Source organism: Desulfitobacterium chlororespirans DSM 11544 (assembly GCF_900143285.1).
Lineage (GTDB): Bacteria > Bacillota > Desulfitobacteriia > Desulfitobacteriales > Desulfitobacteriaceae > Desulfitobacterium > Desulfitobacterium chlororespirans.
Map to the genome: position 1 here is coordinate 275041 of NZ_FRDN01000009.1, position 18262 is coordinate 293302.

At 48.1% G+C, this 18262-nt stretch carries 15 protein-coding genes; 2 read left to right on the top strand and 13 right to left on the bottom strand.

The annotated features are described in order from the left end of the window. Positions 1-419: 419 nt before the first annotated feature. The gene (locus BUA14_RS15810; RefSeq protein ID WP_072773484.1) at positions 420-1583 is read left to right on the top strand and encodes a glycosyltransferase family 4 protein; all 1164 of its coding nucleotides are present in this window, start codon (positions 420-422) and stop codon (positions 1581-1583) included. Between the two features lie 126 nt (positions 1584-1709). Here BUA14_RS15810 and BUA14_RS15815 read toward each other — a convergent pair whose 3' ends face one another. The 8 genes from BUA14_RS15815 to BUA14_RS15850 all read right to left on the bottom strand — a co-directional run bounded on the left by BUA14_RS15815 (position 1710) and on the right by BUA14_RS15850 (position 11611). Continuing rightward, a complete protein-coding gene (locus BUA14_RS15815; protein WP_072773485.1) occupies positions 1710-3035 on the bottom strand; it encodes a UDP-glucose dehydrogenase family protein in 1326 nt (441 codons plus the stop codon). Positions 3036-3139: 104 nt separating this feature from the next. Next, on the bottom strand, positions 3140-4681 hold the full coding sequence (gene hemZ, locus BUA14_RS15820; RefSeq protein ID WP_072773486.1) for a coproporphyrinogen dehydrogenase HemZ: 1542 nt from the start codon (positions 4679-4681) through the stop codon (positions 3140-3142). After that, positions 4678-5295: an MBL fold metallo-hydrolase gene (locus BUA14_RS15825; protein ID WP_072773487.1), complete on the bottom strand. Its 618-nt coding sequence runs from the start codon at positions 5293-5295 to the stop codon at positions 4678-4680. Before BUA14_RS15825 ends, hemZ begins: the two co-directional genes overlap by 4 nt. Before the next feature lie 82 nt (positions 5296-5377). Beyond that, on the bottom strand, positions 5378-5827 hold the full coding sequence (gene dtd / locus BUA14_RS15830; protein WP_072773488.1) for a D-aminoacyl-tRNA deacylase: 450 nt from the start codon (positions 5825-5827) through the stop codon (positions 5378-5380). Between the two features lie 2 nt (positions 5828-5829). After that, entirely contained in the window at positions 5830-8010 is a 2181-nt protein-coding gene (locus BUA14_RS15835; protein WP_072773489.1) for a RelA/SpoT family protein, read from the bottom strand. 29 nt (positions 8011-8039) lie between these two features. Continuing rightward, complete coding sequence (locus BUA14_RS15840) at positions 8040-8561, bottom strand: adenine phosphoribosyltransferase (protein WP_178371709.1); 522 nt, start codon at positions 8559-8561, stop codon at positions 8040-8042. Between the two features lie 26 nt (positions 8562-8587). Beyond that, positions 8588-10993 carry a single-stranded-DNA-specific exonuclease RecJ gene (gene recJ, locus BUA14_RS15845; RefSeq protein WP_072773490.1) on the bottom strand — a complete coding sequence of 802 codons (2406 nt, stop codon included), beginning with the start codon at positions 10991-10993 and terminating at the stop codon, positions 8588-8590. 186 nt (positions 10994-11179) lie between these two features. After that, on the bottom strand, positions 11180-11611 hold the full coding sequence (locus BUA14_RS15850; RefSeq protein ID WP_427846695.1) for a hypothetical protein: 432 nt from the start codon (positions 11609-11611) through the stop codon (positions 11180-11182). Between the two features lie 163 nt (positions 11612-11774). On the opposite strand from BUA14_RS15850, the gene BUA14_RS28765 reads away from it, so the two are divergent. Further along, a complete protein-coding gene (locus BUA14_RS28765) occupies positions 11775-11900 on the top strand; it encodes a hypothetical protein (RefSeq protein WP_282433375.1) in 126 nt (41 codons plus the stop codon). Between the two features lie 182 nt (positions 11901-12082). Here BUA14_RS28765 and BUA14_RS27980 read toward each other — a convergent pair whose 3' ends face one another. From BUA14_RS27980 to secD, 5 genes are all read right to left on the bottom strand, one after another. Then, positions 12083-12220: a hypothetical protein gene (locus tag BUA14_RS27980; protein ID WP_005810761.1), complete on the bottom strand. Its 138-nt coding sequence runs from the start codon at positions 12218-12220 to the stop codon at positions 12083-12085. Between the two features lie 340 nt (positions 12221-12560). After that, positions 12561-13517 (bottom strand): polysaccharide deacetylase family protein, encoded by a 957-nt coding sequence (locus BUA14_RS15860; protein ID WP_072773493.1) that lies wholly within the window; start codon positions 13515-13517, stop codon positions 12561-12563. A 154-nt stretch (positions 13518-13671) separates the two neighbouring features. After that, a complete protein-coding gene (ilvN, locus tag BUA14_RS15865) occupies positions 13672-14166 on the bottom strand; it encodes an acetolactate synthase small subunit (RefSeq protein WP_005810756.1) in 495 nt (164 codons plus the stop codon). A gap of 6 nt (positions 14167-14172) precedes the next feature. Then, the gene (gene ilvB, locus BUA14_RS15870; protein WP_072773494.1) at positions 14173-15864 is read right to left on the bottom strand and encodes a biosynthetic-type acetolactate synthase large subunit; all 1692 of its coding nucleotides are present in this window, start codon (positions 15862-15864) and stop codon (positions 14173-14175) included. 167 nt (positions 15865-16031) lie between these two features. Continuing rightward, positions 16032-18242: a protein translocase subunit SecD gene (gene secD, locus BUA14_RS15875; protein ID WP_242954668.1), complete on the bottom strand. Its 2211-nt coding sequence runs from the start codon at positions 18240-18242 to the stop codon at positions 16032-16034. Between the last annotated feature and the right edge of the window lie 20 nt (positions 18243-18262).

An 18262-nucleotide genomic window follows, 5' to 3' on the forward strand; every position in this document is an offset into this window, starting at 1 on the left:
ATACCCCTCCCCTGCCAATTCACCGACTATGGCTGGTTTCTGTGATTTCCTTGGCGATAAAAGAATATTACACTATTAATGTTAATCCATTATTAAACTTAAGTAAATAAAAAGAAAAAATTTTTTACAGAATCCACTTTCCCAACAGGTGCTTTTTGCTTTCCTTAAATTAGGTTGAAGCCCATAAAAAAAACGGCCGGAGAGCCGGCCATCAAAGTCCGGTGCCACCCGGAGACTTAGTCAATCTTAAAATAGCACAATAATAATAAACTAAAAGTCCGATTAGATTAAGCCTAAGTAAAATCTGTTAAAAATCATATTCTTGCGGGCAAATTTCAACTCCAGTTTACAAATACATAAAACTCCTTTTGCACTTGCATTTTATACTTTTCATAAAAGGACTATAAGGAGGGAACGTTTTGCGAATCGCTTATTTTACAGATACCTACCTGCCGCAAATCAATGGTGTTACCAATACTCTGAGCAAGTTAGGGGATTATCTGCAAAACCGGCAAATAGAACACCTCTTTTTTGCTCCCCAATATGAAAGGGAGCCTTCCAGTCTCACCTATCTTTGCCCCTCCCCCGTGGCCCGTTTTAAAAGCGTGACCCTCCCTTTCTACCCGGAGTGCCGCCTTTCCTTGCCCAATTATACCAAGCTTGCAGAAATTGCCGACCGTTTTCGCCCTGACCTCATTCACCTGACCGACCCCTTGGGCATCGGGCTTGCCGGCCTGCGCTATGCTAAGGAGCGCCGGATTCCCGTGGTCTCATCTTTCCATACCAACTTCGATACCTATCTCAGATATTATAAAATGGAATACCTGGAGGGAATGGTCTGGGCTTTGTTCCAGTGGTTCCATAATTCCTGTGCGGTGAATTTCTGTCCTTCTCAAACAACCATGCAGGTTCTTGCTGCCAAAGGAATCGAAAATCTGGCCCTCTGGGCCAGAGGGGTGGACTCCGCCAAATTCAGCCCTCATCATCGCAGTGAAGAGATTCGCCGCCGCTTCATCAGCCGGCCCGAACAATTGCTCTTCCTCTACGTAGGCCGCCTTGCCCCGGAGAAAGACCTCGATATCCTGACCCAAAGCATTAAGCTGGTGAACCAAACCCACCGGGAGAAAATCCGCTTCATCATCGTCGGGGACGGCCCCTATGCCCAGGACATGCGTGAGCAGTCCGACGAGAATATCCTTTTTACCGGCTACCTTCAGGGATCGGAACTGTCCTCCCTTTATGCTTCCTGTGACGCTTTCGTTTTTCCTTCAAGTACGGAGACCTTCGGCAATGTGGTTCTGGAAGCCATGGCCTCCCGTCTGCCGGTGATTACGGTCAGAAGCGGCGGCGTTGCCGATAATGTTGTTGACAGGCAGAACGGCTTGCTGTGTGCCCCCCGGGATGAGGCAAGTCTGACTGAGGCGATAATCAGGCTGGCTGATCAGGACGAACTCAGAGCAACACTCGCCGCTAATGCTCTCGCCCATGCATCATCCCAGTCCTGGAACACTATTTTTGACCAACTGCTCAGGGATTATAAATTTGTGCTGGATAAACACATTGATACGGTTAAGACAGCCTAGGGAATTATTTTAGTGCGCATAAAAGCGTGTTGGGATTACATAGTGAGTATCCCCAACACGCTTTTACCATACAACAGATTAAATATATGAGCAGATCTCAGTTCCGAGCAGTCAGACTTTTCAAGTTCAACGGGCTGAAATCATACTTTGCACGACAGGCCACTCACTGGAAGAGGGCCGCTCGGGAAGGAAAAAGCCCGCCTCCAGCAATCTTTTCCGTTCAAAGAGATAACGCCCGTCAATAAATATAGGGGCATTCATGCTCCTTTGCAGACGCTTCAGATCAAGATCCAGGAATTCCTCCCATTCTGTCAGCACAATTACGGCGTCGGCGCCCTGGCATGCTGTATAAGGATTATCTACAGTATTTACAGAAATAGCATCAGGCAAGCTCGAACTATCCACAACGGGATCATAGACTTTCACCAGTCCCCCCAGTTTGGTAATCTGGGCAATAATCGTTACCGAAGGAGCATCCCTGAGATCATCTGTATTGGCTTTGAAGGCCAGACCCAGGATGGCGATTTTTCTGCTCTTAAGGTTGCCCAGCACCTCGGTCAGCCGCTGAACAACGTGTACCCGCTGCTCATAGTTGACCTCCAGCACATCCTTGAACATCCAGACATTGACACCATGAACCTCACCCTGAGCTATCAGCCCCTGGGTATCTTTAGCCAGACAGGAGCCCCCGAAGCCTACTCCCGGCTTCAGGTAAGCCTGACCAATGCGGTGGTCCAGACCGACCGCTGCGGCCACATCCTGAATATTGCCTCCCACAGCTTCACATAAATTAGCAATAGTGTTGATATAAGAAATTTTCAAGGCCAAAAAACTGTTGGAAGCATATTTAATCATCTCCGCACTATGCCAGTCGGTGAAAACTTTAGGACAGTTCAAGGGCTGAAACAGTTCCTTCATTTGTTCCCTGATTTCCGGTGACATACAGCCCACAACCAGACGGTCGGGATGAAGAAAGTCATGGACGGCTGTTCCCTGACGTAAGAATTCCGGTGCAGAGACTACGGAAAATTTATAACTGCCCTTTTCATTTAAATACAGGGAAACTTCTTCACCGGTTCCCACGGGTACAGTGCTTTTGATCATGACGATCACATCATTGCGCACATTCTCCCGGAAACTTTTGATTACAGCCCAAAAGTCTTCCAGATTGGGATGTCCGTTTTCGGCAGGCGGAGTTCCCACGGCGACGATGATCATCTCACATCCCCTCAGTGCCTCTGCCATTTCTGCAGTAAAGCGCAGATATTTCCCAAGCCTATTAAGTTCCACCAATTCCTGAAGCCCCGACTCAAAGATCGGCAGTTTACCAGCCAAAAGGTCCTCAATTTTTTGTTCATTGTGATCAACGCATACCACATTATGTTGCCAGTCTGCCAGAATCGCAGCTGAAACCAAGCCCACATATCCTGCGCCGACGACACAAATCTTCATAATCAAGCCCCCCTCACTTCTGACTCAGAACAAGCCATTAAGTCATAGTCTTGTTTTGATTATAGCGTCGGAATGTAAATGCTTGATTATAGCCCATTAATGACTTAGTAAAGCGGACGTAAATGTTTAGCCAAAAATTTTTCTGCTTCTTCTCTCTTCCTTTGGGTCTCCCGCCATCGGTTCAGGTAAACCTGCCAGTTAGCAGGATGATGAAAACTGACCAGGGAAAAATCCTTGGGATTAACGATTTTGCTGGAAGCCCCCGCTCCCAGGCCGATAACCGTTTGCTGCTCTTCCATGATCCCAATATTATAACGGCATTCCAAACCGGGCTTAGCGAAGCCAATGTTCTCCAGATTGCCGGCGATATGCTTTTGGCGGTAGAGATAATAGGGCTGCATTCCCATAGAGCGGGCAGCAGCCATGACGGCTTCCTGCATCCCCTCCAACTCCTTGCCCAGATTTTGTGTTGAACCTCGTTCATGCTCCTGGGAGCCCCGTTTAATGGCTAAGGCATGAACCGTAAGGTTATCCGGTTCCAGCACCTTGATCTTCGCCAAAGTCTCCCGGATATCCGTAATCCCTTCCCCAGGCAGCCCGATAATTAAGTCCATATTAATAATCCAGTCTGGAATCCCACGGGCAAGTTTATATACTTTAAGGATATCCTCCACAGTATGGGCACGACCAATCCGTTGTAGAGTTCGATTATGCATGGTTTGAGGATTGATACTCAACCGATCGACACCGCTGGCACGGAGAGCTGAAAGCTTTTCCTGCGACAAGGTATCGGGCCGCCCGGCTTCCACTGTGAATTCTCTGGCCTCTCTATGGGGAATATAGGTCATCATTAAGGCGATCAGGCCTTCCATCTCCGGAATCGTGAGTACAGTAGGAGTTCCTCCGCCCAGATAAAGGGAGTCGGCTGTAAGTCCTCTAGCCTTCATCCATGCTCCTGCCGCCCTGATTTCTTCACCTAACCCCTGCAGATAATGCTCCAGAGGCTCTCTGCTCTGCTGTAATGAATAGGCAGGGAAGGAGCAATAGGAGCAGCGGGTAGGGCAAAAGGGTATCCCTATATATACTGCTACATCCTGGGGATGGTTTTTCATAGCTTCCAGAAAGGGCTGCTGAATGTCCACCACTTCCTGAAGCAATTGTGACTTATTCTCACGAATGGCATACACTTCCCGCAGTGATGCCGCTCTCTCTTCGGAAGAGTATCCTGCCTTTTTTAAGCGATGAAGAATTTTACTGGGGCGAATTCCCGTTAAGATTCCCCAAGGGGGAGTGTGCCCTGTCACCTGGACAAGGAGAGAGAAAAGCCCCCTCTTTAGCAAAAACTTCCGCTTATCTTCTTTTCCTGCATAGGGATGAGACAAAATAAATTTTATTTGGTCCTCATTGAGAACAACCGAGCTTTGGGCAGACCTTAACTTGGTCTCGCAGCTAAAACCCTTAAAATTCCCTTCAATCTGCCAGGGAGTATCGGGATAATGAATATCAAGGTGAATAATCCCCATCTCGCAGTCGGCCCCCTCTACCTCAAGCCCGGTTTGAGCCTCAGAGAAAAAGGCCCGGCTTAAGGAAAGACCCGCTTCCAGTTCGGAGCGGGATAAAGTATGGCTTTGTAAACTAATTTTCATTGCAAAAACGGGTTTTCCCGCTTTTCCCTCCCGATCGTGGTCTCCGGTCCATGACCAGGGTACACCCTGGTGTCCTCCGGCAGCACAAGCAGTTTCTTCACCACGGATTTTATCAATTCTTCATAAGATCCGCCGGGAAAGTCCGTTCGTCCGATGGAGCCGTCGAACAGAGTATCGCCGCTGATCAGCCCTTCAGAAGTCAGGAAGCAGACCCCGCCCAGGGTATGTCCAGGTGTAGCGATCACGGTAAGATTCAGATTCCCCACCTGCAATATCTGACCATCTTCCAGCAGAAAATCCGCCGGCTCAAACTCATAGGATCTTCCCAGCATTCGGGAAAGATTATGGGCTCCGCTGGTCAGCATCACAGCATCTTCTTTATGAATCCCTACCTTGGCCTGATAAAGTTCACGCAATTTATCCACCGCACCAATATGATCAAAGTGTCCATGAGTAAGCAGAATATATTCCACCTGAACCCCTCTCTCAGCCACCCATTCCTGAATTCCGGACCCATTGGCTCCCGGATCGATAAGGGCTGCCTTCTTGGTCTCAGGGCAGCTCACCAGATAACAATTAGCCCCCATAGCTCCTACCGCGCGACACTCAATCATGTCCATCCCTCCATCCTAATCTGTGCTTTCTCATTAAATTTAAATTCAAACTCAAAACTTCCCTAAACTATCCTGAACCGAATCAGAAATTCTTCGCACTGTCGATCAGCAGGGTCACCGGTCCATCATTGACCAGGGCTACCTGCATCTCGGCTTGAAAAACCCCTGTTTCCACATGAAGCCCATAACTCCGCATTTTGGCCACGGCCTGCTGGAAAAGCTCTCTAGCCATCTCGGGAGGTGCTGCCGTGGAAAAGCTGGGACGTTTGCCTTTGCGGCAGTCTCCATAAAGAGTGAATTGAGAGACCATGAGAATTTCGCCCCCAACATCCTGAACCGAGCGATTCATCTTCCCTTCCTCATCTTCAAAAAGTCGAAGTCCGGCAATTTTATCCATCATCCAGCTCAGATCGGCTTCCGTATCCCCCTGACCCACTCCGAACAGCACCAGCAATCCGGCCCCAATCCGGCCAACGACCTCTCCCTCCACCGTAACGGAGGCCTGGGTCACTCTCTGAACAACACTGCGCAAACTTAACGCCCTCCTAAATGTACCCGTTCCACAGATGTGACATCTTTAACCCGCCGGATTTTCTGCATCACATTATACAAATGTCCCAGATTGCGAATCTCAATACTCAGTTGAATATGGGTATTCTTATCTTTGGCCACCCGGGCATTGATCCCTAAAATATTCGTGCGTGTCTCCATCACCACATTCATCACATCGGTAACCAACCGTGGGCGATCTAAAGCAAAAATCTCCAAATCCACTGGATAAATGGATTCTACTTCCGTATCCCAGATCACTTCAACCATCCGGGCTTGCTCCTCCTGGGAATGGGCTTTGACATTATCACACTCCCGGCGATGGATGGAGACCCCCCTGCCCCGGGTAATATAGCCAACGATATCATCTCCAGGCAATGGATTACAGCAACGGGAAAAGCGCACAAGAATGTTGTCCACACCCTTGACCCTTACCCCTTGGCTCGCCTTCCCATAGCCACTGGAAGGCTTGCCTTCGCCTTGCTGCAGGGCCTCCAGCTGAAGCCGTTCCCGTTCATCCTTGGTCAAATCTTCCTTTAGGCGCATCAGAACCTTATTCACGGTAACGGCGCCGTCTCCCATGGCAGCATAGAGATCTTCCACATTAGTTATATTGTAAGATTTACCAATCTTTAAGAGAAGATCGGATTTAAGCACTTGAGCCGGATCCAGGCCAAGCTTCCGTACTTCCCGCTCAATCCCCTCCCGGCCGCGGGCGACATTTTCTTCCCGCTTTTCCTTCTTAAACCACCCACGAATTCTGTTTTTCGCCTGAGATGTTTTTACGAAAGACAACCAATCCCGGCTGGGTCCATTGCTCTGCTTTGACGTCAGAATCTCCACAATATCCCCATTGGCCAATTTGGTTTCCAGCGGTACAATACGGCTGTTGATCTTAGCCCCTACACAGCGGTGCCCTACATCCGTATGAACCCGGTAGGCAAAGTCAACCGGGCAGGAACCAGCCGGCAGTTCCACCACATCTCCCTTGGGAGTAAACACAAAAACCGTATCGGCAAAAAGATCGATTTTGAGTGATTCCATGAATTCGCCTGCATCCCGGGAATCGTGCTGCCACTCCAACATCTGCCGCAGCCAGGACAGCTTCTGCTCAAAATTACCGCCGACGGGTTTGCCGGCACCTTCTTTATATTTCCAATGGGCGGCAATACCGTATTCCGCAGTGCGATGCATCTCCCAGGTGCGAATCTGGATCTCAAAGGGTTCTCCATGGGCTCCCACCAACGTGGTATGCAAAGATTGATACATATTGGGCTTGGGCATGGCAATATAGTCCTTAAACCGGCCGGGTAAGGGCTTCCACATGGTATGAATGATTCCCAGAGCACCATAACAATCATTCACAGAATCGACGATCACCCGAACCGCAGTTAAATCGTAGATTTCGCTGAGTTCTCTGTGCTGATTGATCATTTTTCGGTAGATGCTGTAAAAATGCTTAGGGCGGCCTGATATATCCGCTTTGATGCCTACTTCAGCCAGACGCTTGGATAACTGGCTGATGACTTCGTTAATCTGCACTTCCCGCTCTGCCCGTTTTAAAGCGATTCCTTCCGATAGGTCATAATATTCCTGGGGCTTTAAGTAGCGAAAAGATAAATCCTCCAGCTCCCATTTAATCCGGAAAATACCCAGCCGGTTGGCCAAAGGAGCAAAAATCTCCAAAGTTTCCAGAGCGATTTCCTTTTGCTTTTTTTCGGAATGAAATTTCAGCGTCCGCATATTGTGGAGACGATCCGCCAATTTGATCAAAATCACCCGAATATCCCTAGCCATAGCCAGGAACATCTTGCGCAGATTCTCAACCTGAAGCTCTTCCTTGCTTTTGTACTCGATCCGCCCCAGCTTCGTGACGCCATCGACCAGGATAGCTACTTGAGAGCCAAACTCTCTTTCTATATCTTCGTTGGTATAATGAGTATCTTCCACCACATCATGGAGGAACGCCGCCGCAATAGTGGCTTCATCCATTTCCAGTTCCAATAAGATCTTGGCCACTTCCAGAGGATGCTGAATATATTCTTCTCCTGAATTGCGAAGCTGCCCACGGTGAGCTTCTTCAGCAAAGGAATAAGCTTTCTCCACAAGCTTGATCCCTTCTGGAGACGCTTTATGCAATTTTTCCATGAGCTCGCTGATCGACATTACCCTGCTCCTCTCTAGTGACCTCTTTTTTAATACTTAATTAAAGAAAATACCTTATAGCCTTCCAGCTTCTTACGGCCTTCCAGAAAGCCTAATTCAATCAAAAAGCTCATTCCTGCCACCTGGGCACCGGTCTTTTCAATTAAGCGAGCCGTGGCGGAGATCGTGCCGCCGGTCGCCAGCAAATCATCGACAATCGCGATCCGCTGTCCCGGTTGAATGGCATCAGCGTGAACTTCTAACGTATCACTACCATATTCAAGTTCATAGGTTTCGCTCACTGTCTTACCAGGAAGTTTGCCCGGTTTGCGCACCGGGACAAAGCCAATGCCCAAGGCATAGGCTACCGGAGCCCCCAGCAAAAAGCCACGGGCTTCCGGTCCCACAATCAGGTCCGGTTGAGATTCCCTGACCTGCTCAACGATGGCATCAACCGCTGCCCGATAAGCTTCTCCATCCTTTAACAGGGTAGTAATATCCTTGAAAGAAATACCCGGTTTGGGGAAATCATCAATAACGCGTATGTACTTATCAAAATCCAATGCCTTCACACCTTTCACTGCTTAGTTCTCTACTATTAGTACCGGCCCAGCCTTTTCTTAAACTCCGGCCACGGCATCGTACAATATTCTTCTTTAAACGCCATGGCTTCCTCCCAGCGGCTTTTGGCCCCGCGAAAACGCAGCGCTCCTTCCAGGTCCAGCTTCTTTTGGGCCGGGATCCACTCGATATGGATGGTATCGGAGCTATAGCGCAGACAGCGGAACAAATTCAATTCTTCGAAGATCTTTAATCCAGCCTGTGCTTGCCATAGGGGAATTTCCTCTGCCACCCAGGTAAACGGATTATTCTTAATAGCCAAATCATATAATACTCTGTACATTTGGACAAGATCTTCCCGCGCTAAATAACCCGTTCGCTCCTTCAGAACCAGCGGATCAATCTGACTTTCAGCCAGGATCACTCCTTGTCCACCGCTGTTCCGCACCTGCCTGATGATATCCGCGACCCTTTGCCACGATGGAGGAACCCCTATGATTACCGCCCATGGTGCCTGGTGATCGGCATCTGGCTCTTGCGGGCTTATCCCGGTAAAATCCCAAAAAGCAATGGAGTCCCCCCGGCTTTCCAGGGTTTTGCTCCATTCTTCCCGATTTTTGCTTCGCCAATCCATAATTTCCACTTCTTGAGGATATGGGCCACCTGCGGCAACCTCCTCCTCACCCAAGGCAATCTCCTGCCCGGCCAGGGAGCGGTCATGATCCTCCTGCCATGAGGCTTGGGGCTGAATATCTTTGATCATCAGCTGAATACTCTGAACGCCACGAAAGGTATTCCAATCCAGACCAAAAGCAACATCCACCGTTGCCGAACCCAAAATATTGGCTAACTCTTCCCCTTTGCGAAAGGCTATTCCTTCCCATTCCCCTTGGGGTCCGAACATGCACTTTAAATGAGCATGGTCTTTGCCCACCGTGTCGGCCAGATAGAGAGGGTAATCCCTTCCGGCCAGCACCGGGCTGGGGTTGCCAAATCCGAAAGGTGCCAGATGTTCCAAATCATGCAGCAAAGAAGCATCAAGAACTTCCAAAGGGACGCATTGGTCCACACGAATCCGTTCATAAAACATCTCCTCAGGAAGGTGTAAGGCCGCCTGATTCAAAGCCTCGCGCAGCAGGGGGATAGTTTCCAGTTTTAACGAGAAGCCGGCGGCCTGGCTATGTCCGCCGAATTTCTCCAACAACTCTGCCTGAGCCTTGAGCTCATCTAATACATGATAGCCCCCGATCCCTCTGGCAGACCCTTTCCCCATCTCCTCTTCCTCAGCAATAAGGAAAACAGGGCGATAGTAACGCTCCACCAAGCGGGAGGCTACGATGCCGATGACCCCATGGTGCCAGTTCTTCCCTGATAAAACAATGACCCGGGGAATAGGGGCTTTCTCCAAAATCTCCACCGCTTCAGCAAAGATTTCCTTTTCGGTGTCCTGACGCAAGGCATTTTCCCGGCTCAAAAACCGTGCCAGCTCAACAGCCCGTTCTTCATGACCTGTGAGCAACAGCTCCAATCCGGCCCGGGCACTGTCCATGCGGCCTGCAGCATTAATACGCGGCGCCACCATGAAGGCGATTTGCCCGGCTTTAAGCGGTTTTCCCCACAAACCGCACTCCTCAAGAAGAGTACGCAGTCCCAGATGAATGGTATTCTCCATCTGGCGTAAGCCATAGGCCACAATGGTGCGGTTCTCATGGGTTAAGGGGACAAGATCAGCAATGGTTCCTAAAGCTGCTAAATCTAAAATTTCCAGGACCGCATAAGCACCTGATTTTCCCTCTTCTAACCTCTCCAACAAGGCCTGAGCCAGCTTAAACGCTACTCCTACTCCGGCTAATTCCCGAAAAGGATATCCTGAATCCTGAACCTTGGGGTTCAGAATGGCATAAGCCTGAGGCAGACTATCCGGCGGCTCATGATGGTCGGTAAGGATAATATCTATCCCCTGAGACCGAGCATACTCCACTTCCTCTACGGCGGTAATGCCACAATCCACAGTGATCATCACCTTCACATTGGCTTGCAAAGCTTTTGTTATAGCATCCTTATGTAATCCATAGCCTTCGTCCATCCTGCTGGGAATATAGGCGACCGCCTTAAACCCTAAATCTGTCAATACTTTATAGAGCAAAGCCGTGCTGGTTACCCCATCAACATCGTAATCGCCGTAGATAAGGATTTTTTCTTCTTGAGCCCGTGCCTGCTCTAAACGCTCAATAGCCTTAGCCATTTCTCGAAAAGCAAACGGAGAATTTAAATTAAGCAAAGAGGGTCTGAGAAATTCCAGGATTTCTTCCTCTGCCTCAATGCCCCGCTGCCTGAGAATGTCTGCTACTACCGGAGTAATCCCTAACCGTTGGGGGAGCGGGCTTCTACTATCTTTAAACCCAGGAAGGGGTTGTGGTTTTGTCCATATTCTTTTAGTCATGCTCCACCTCCATAGGCAATATTATAGCTTATCCCTGCCACTTTTGTGCATATTTTATTAATATAAAAAGGACTTCTCAGTGAAGTCCTCCATTCGAGCCGCTGTCAGTCCAAACAATTTTGACATCAACTTATTTCAGAATAACAAAATTGATTAATAATGACAAGAAAAAATATACCCGCCTTTTCAAATCATCAGATTGCCCATGACAATACACAATATCCCCAGCAAGGCACGCCAGAGCATCGGCGAAACTCCCCATACCACTTCCTTCAGCTTAATCTTAGGAATTAACCCTGTACCTACAACTAAAGCCCAAACTATTACTGCCAAAAGAGGGGTGAAAAAAGCGCCAAAGATGACCAGGCTGGCTATCCCTCCGGCTAAACCCGCCACAATGCTGCTTTGACCCGCTTTTTTTACAAAATACAAAAGCACACCTATGCATATTGATGCTCCGATTAAAAAGGGGACTTCCAGCGACCAAAAATTATCCGGATGTGTATACCAAACTATTCCGCTTAAAATGACCGCTGCAACCAAGGCCCCCCGGATTCCACCCATGAATATCGATGCAGCCGCCAGCAGGAGCAACCATTCCAATAAGATCAGAACCACAAAAGCCAAGGCTTGCCCCCCTTTCTAATCAGCGTTTTGAATTAGTATCTCCCGTATTATGGTAAATAAACCTGACAGGAAATATATTCCTGGACAATTGGCATATTACACCATTTATGCATATCTTGTATTGACACTGTTGCAAATTTTTTTAAGGGAGGAATTGGACTATGTGGGGTTGGTGGGGTTTCCCCTGGTGGGGCTTTGGTTTCGGATTCCCTTGGTTTGGTTGGTTTGGTTGGCGGCGTCGCTGGTGGTGGTAAACCGCTCCAGGGCTCAGCCTTCTTAGTGTTTCTCATTTCTTGTTCATCTTATAAGCTTCATTATAAGTACTATCAAGAAAGGCCGCTGGATATCTCCACGGCTTTTCTTGCCTGCTCAGCTTATCCCATGCCCCGCGCCGCTCATCGGCCGCAGAGCGCGAAAAAGCCCCCTCGAATGAGGAGGCTCCCTGTGCAAATATGGTTTTTATTAGTTGAAGATTACGCCCAAAGCGATAAGAATCAAGATAGCAATAGCAATTATGCCTGCGCCAACACCCCAGTTTCCGCCACCGCCGCAAAAGCCGGCGCCGCCGCCAAAACCTGCTCCATATCCTAAACCGTACATAAAGTACCCTCCTTTAATTCATAAAAATCTTTAGAATACAATACCCATTGCGATCAATAAGAGAATGATTACTACAACGACCGCGATTCCTTGTAAATAGTTAGGTCCGCAACCTCCACCTGCTCCGAATGCCATATTCTTATCCCCCTTTCGAGTTGGTAATATCTGGTTACATTACAAGATATGTCCGCTCACTAAATATGTGAGATGTCCGTCAACTTATTTTGTAAAATTTCCCATCATTTTTTGAGTCATTATTTAAACTAATGTCAAGCTGCCGCTCTCCCCTTTTGGGGACAGCGGCAGCTTGGCAAAGTTTCGCCAGGTGCTTCATGCAATTTTAATAATTGGCATTTTCAACCCTTCTCCTGAACTCATCAAGGCCCATCTGAGCATAGCAATAGACGCGCTTCATTCGAAAGGGATCCTCTGGGCCGGCCCACCCTCTGTCTGTGGTCAGCCCCATTTTATATCCTGTTTCCCGGCATAATTCAATAATGGAAGAATCATATACTCCATAGGGATAAGCAAAAGCAACTTTTGGCTTACCGAGCAACTCTTCCAGAACCTCTTTTGAAGTGAGGAGCTCCTCTTTAATTTGTTCTGTAGAAATATTATCCAAATAAGGATGAGTCACGGTATGACTTTCAATCTGCCAACCGTCCTGATTCATTTCCAGCAATTGTTGCCGGTTTAAATATCCCTTTCCCCCAATCCATTCTGTCACGACAAAAACCGTTCCACTGTATCCATACTTCTCCGCAATAGGAAAAGCGTGAATATAATTATCTTCATAACCATCATCAAAGGTTAAAACAAAGGCCTTTTCCGGAAGGTCCTTCCCTGCATAAAAATACTGATAGAGATCATCCAGGGTAACACTCTCATAGCCGTTTTGGGAAAGGTATTCCATATGAGCTTCAAATTCCTCAGGAGGTACTCTCAGCTCATTGCCCCCTTCATAGTCGATCGAATGATAATAAAGTATAGGAACAGACGGTTTTAGTGTTGGTGAAAGCTGTGCAGGCGATAAAGGCTGTGTAGGCTCCAAAGATTCTAAAGGATCATTTCCTGACTCTAAAGGATTATTGCCTTCAGGGGGGTTCATATCCTTATTGTTCTTTGCGATGGGTTCTTGTTCTTCCCTTGGTTCTTGGTTTTGAATTTCCTCATTGATGCCAGGTTTTTGCGGTACTGACGCTTCGTTAGGCCTTGCCGAACAGCCAAGGAGGACTAGAGTGGTTAGAACAGTAAAAACAAAGAATAAACGTATAAATTTGCTCTTCACATGATTCATATCCCCAACTCCTCTGAGCATTATAAACTAGCCGCCACTCTCGCTTTCCACTTGATTGAATATTCTCTATAGCCACTCGATCCACCTCTTTTTTCGACATTTAAAAAGCCAAATTACCAATCGATTGGTAATTTGGCTTAACTATCATTCCGGGTTATCCATGTTTTGCTGGGATAGGTCCCCGTGATAAAGCGATTTTTCCAGTCCGGACAATTTCAATGATACCATAATCTTTAAGGACTTCGCAAAGAGCGTCAATCTTGGTTTCTTCTCCTGTCAATTCAATAACCATCGTCTCACGGTTCACATCGACAATTTTGGCACGAAAAATATCGACAATGTCCACAATATCAGAACGGGTTTCGCTGCTGGCCTTCACTTTAATCATAGCCAGCTCTCTTTGAATGGAATCCGCTGCGGTTAAATTCGTTATCTTAATCACATCAACCAGTTTGGAAAGCTGGTTGACCACCTGTTCCAGTTCCATTTCATCAGCCTGAACAACAACCGTGATGCGTGTGGTATCGGGTTCCTCCGTATATCCTGCGGCAATGCTTTCAATATTAAAGGCCCTCCGGCTGATTAATCCTGAGATATGAGTCAATACTCCGGGGCGATTCTCAACCAACACGGCTAATGTATGTCTCATAATGCCTTACCCTCCCATAATCATTTGGTCAAGACGTCCTCCCGCCGGAACCATGGGCAGTACATTTTCGTCAGCAGGAATCCGAATCTCCACGACTACAGGTCCTTTGATTGCGAAGGCCTTTTGAATGGCCATGTCAACATCCTGTGGTTCGGTGACTCTCAGACCGGTGACACCCATCGCTTCCGCCAGTTTCACAAAATCCGTACGCCCTTTCAGGGTAGTGTGGGAGTAATGTCCGTTATAGAACATCCGCTGCCATTGGGCTACCATACCGAGGACCTGATTATTAAGAATAAATACCTTGACCGGCAAGTCCAAATCTGCTAACGTCGACAACTCCTGACAGTTCATCATAAAACCGCCATCACCCGAAAAACAGACAATCTGGCGGTCGGGGCATCCCACTTGAGCTCCCAAAGCTGCGGGCAGCCCGTAGCCCATGGTTCCCAAACCACCGGAGGTGAGCAACGTCCGGGGACGTCTATACTCATAAAATTGGCTGGCCCACATCTGATGCTGTCCGACATCTGTGACGACAACAGCATCCTCTGCCGCAAAATGGCTGACGCGCTGGATTAAATGCTGAGGCATAATCATTCCTTCCCGGGGAAGATAAGTCAGAGGATTATTCTCCCGCCATTCATCCAGTTGCTTTTCCCATTCCGTATTGGACCCCATCCATGTTTCCGCAGCTCTCTCTTGCACTTGATTCAACAGAGCCGGTATGGACCACTTTAAATCCCCTACGACACGAATATCGGCGATAATGTTCTTATTAACCTCAGCAGGATCGATATCGAAATGAATCACTTTCGCCTTTGAGGCGAAATCCGCCACAAGGCCTGTGACCCGATCGTCAAATCGCACGCCCAGGCCAATCAGCAAATCCGCATGGGTGGTCGCCATGTTGGCGGCATAGGTTCCGTGCATGCCCACCATACCGTAATTCTGCGGGTGTTGATCAGGAATACAACCCAGGCCCATAAGACTGCTTATGACAGGGATACGGGTGTATTCTACAAACTCCCTCAAGGCTGGAGAAACATCGGCCAGATTCACTCCCCCGCCGACAAACAGCAGCGGTCTTTGGGCCTTGCTCAGCTCCTCCGCGACCTGAGCAATGATCTGAGCGTCCCCTTCAAAAATCGGGCGATATCCACGCAAGTGGACGTTATCAGGATAGTGAAAGTCCAGCTCTTTAGCAAACACATCTTTGGCAACGTCGATCAGCACCGGACCAGGCCGGCCTGTCCGGGCGATATGGAAAGCCTCTTTAAATACTCTGGGCAATTCATCGGCATCTTTGACAAGATAGTTATGCTTGGTAATCGGTGTGGTAATTCCTGTTACATCAGCTTCCTGAAAGGAATCCCGTCCGATCAGAGAAACCGCCACCTGACCTGTGATGGCCACCATGGGGATGGAATCCATATAAGCTGTGGCGATCCCGGTAATTAAGTTCGTAGCTCCCGGTCCAGAGGTGGCAATACATACCCCCACTTTTCCAGTCGCTCGGGCATATCCATCCGCAGCGTGGACCGCACCCTGTTCATGTCGAGTCAATATATGAGGAAACTGGGTCTCATAAAGCGCATCATAAAGCGTCAAGACCGCACCCCCAGGATATCCGAAAACGATTTCCACATTTTCTTGCTTCAAGCATTCAATGACAGCTTGAGCTCCCGACATCCTCATGCCCACTCCTCCTTTATTTTCTATTTAGAATGTATTATAGTACAGAATAGAAAAAAATGCACTATATAATATTATAAATTTATCAGAACCTTCTGCCGGTGTAATAAAAATTCCGGGAGCCAGCCCGGAATTTTTAGGTTTATATTAGATTATGCAAAAGCCGAAGATTATGCTTTAGTGCGGGCAGCCTTACCGCCCCTTTTCGGCTTCATTCTGTTTTTAATTTCGACCAAAATCTGGCTAGCATTAAAAACGGAAGAATAAGCTCCGGCTATGACACCAATCAGCATGGCTAAGGCAAATCCTTGGGTTGATTCGCCACCGAGGATATAAAGTGCCAGCAGGGAGATGAGAACCGTCAGGACGGTTTTGATCGAACGCCCCATCATCTGCCAGACGGATTTATCCACCATGTCCTCATAGCTGTCCCCTCGTTTTAAACGAGGTTCATTTTCTCTGATTCGGTCAAAAATAACTACCGTATCATTGATGGAATATCCGAAGATGGTCAGAATAGCGGCTACAAAGGTCGCATCGATTTCCCATTGGAAAAGGGAGAATATCCCTACGGTGATGATCACGTCATGCAACAGAGCCAGAATTCCTGATACCGCATAGGCAAATTGGAAGCGGAAGCCAATATATATCAGCATTAAGACTGCTGCAATAGCCAGAGATAAGAAAGCGTTCCTGGTCAGCTCCTGACCGATGGACGGTCCGACCTTGTCTTCCTTAAGAGATTCCCTATCAAAGTCTCCTACCTGAGTCTGCAGGGCGGTGAGCAATTCGTTGCGCTTATCTTCTTCCAAGGCAGTGGTCCGGATCAAAACCGCCGTATCATTATCGGAAAGCTGTACCACCGGTCCTTCCAGGCCTACGGATTCCATAGCCTGGGTGATCTTTTCCTGGGTAACCTGCTGACTGAATTTCATATCAAGCATGGTGCCGCCGATAAAGTCCACTCCTAGATTCAGCTTCTGAGTAAAGAGGGAGCCAATACTGACGACAATCATAATCAGGGATAAAGCAAACCAAATATACCGGCGTTTCACTACATTGAAATAGAAGGGCATCGATGCCTTAACATCTTCATAGGTAGCCGCCTGAGTCGCAGGGGTTGCCTCCCCGGTTTTCTTTCCAGGAACATCGTTTTCCCTCTTCACACCAAACCAAGCAGTATTCATGCGCGGATTAATACCTACTATCCAGCGCAAAAGCATCCGGGTAAAGGTTACAGCAGTAAAGAGGCTGGCGAAAATACCGATACCCAAGGTGATGGCAAATCCTTTAATGGAACTTGTGCCCAGGAAAAAGAGGGTTGCCGCCGCAAATAAGGTGGTAATGTTCGAGTCAAAGACGGTCAGAAAAGCGCGGCTGAAGCCGGCTTCCACAGAAGCGCGCAAGGATTTGCCCAGACGCAGCTCTTCTTTGATCCGCTCATAAATAATGATGTTTAAATCCACCGCCATGCCGATGGAGAGAAGAATCCCCGCTATACCCGGCAAGGTCAGAACAGCGCCGAATCCCTTCAATGCCCACAACACGATTAAGGTAAAGACAATTAAAGAGATATTGGCGACGAGTCCGGGGAGACGATAGAGCACGAGCATGAATAAAAGAATAAATACTAAAGCTACAATTCCAGCGTTGATACTCTTATTCAGGGAATCTACACCCAGTGAAGCTCCCACAGTACGTTTCTCCGCGATGCTTAAGCTTACAGGCAATGCGCCGGAACGAAGCAAGACTGCATATTGAGCAGCTTCATCCAGAGATGCATACCCGGTGATTTCAGCTTGGCCATTGGTAATGGCAGACTGTACTACAGGATTTTGCAACAGCTGATCATCTAAGTAAATGCCGATCTGCTGTCCAATACTACGGCTGGTTACATCGGCGAATTTCTTTGTTCCTTCTGGAGAGAAGGTGAGATGAACCACATAGCTGGACTGTCCTTGTCCTGCACGGGCATCTTTCAAATCCCCTCCTTCAATGACCACATTGCCTTGTGCATCTTTAAAGGTGAGCTTGGCTGTCGTCTTTAAGGCTTCTACCGCTTTATCCGGGTCCTGAACCCCGGCTAAATCCACAATAACCCGCTTCTTATCTAAATCAGCCTGAATGACCGGCTCAGACAGCCCCATCTCATTGATCCGTTTATCAATGATGCTTTTAGCCTTTTCGACATCATCTGCCGTGATGGCGGCACCGTCAGGACCCGGTTCAGCTTGTAGGACGAGGTGAACTCCTCCGCGCAGGTCAAGTCCTAACGAAATTCCCCTTTCTGAATCCGTAAGGGGCTGAATTGAGAATACTACAGTGATGGCGATCAGCAATAAGGTTGCTGTTAATTTCAGGATACTTCCCCTTTTCATCATACTTCCTCCCTTAATTGTTA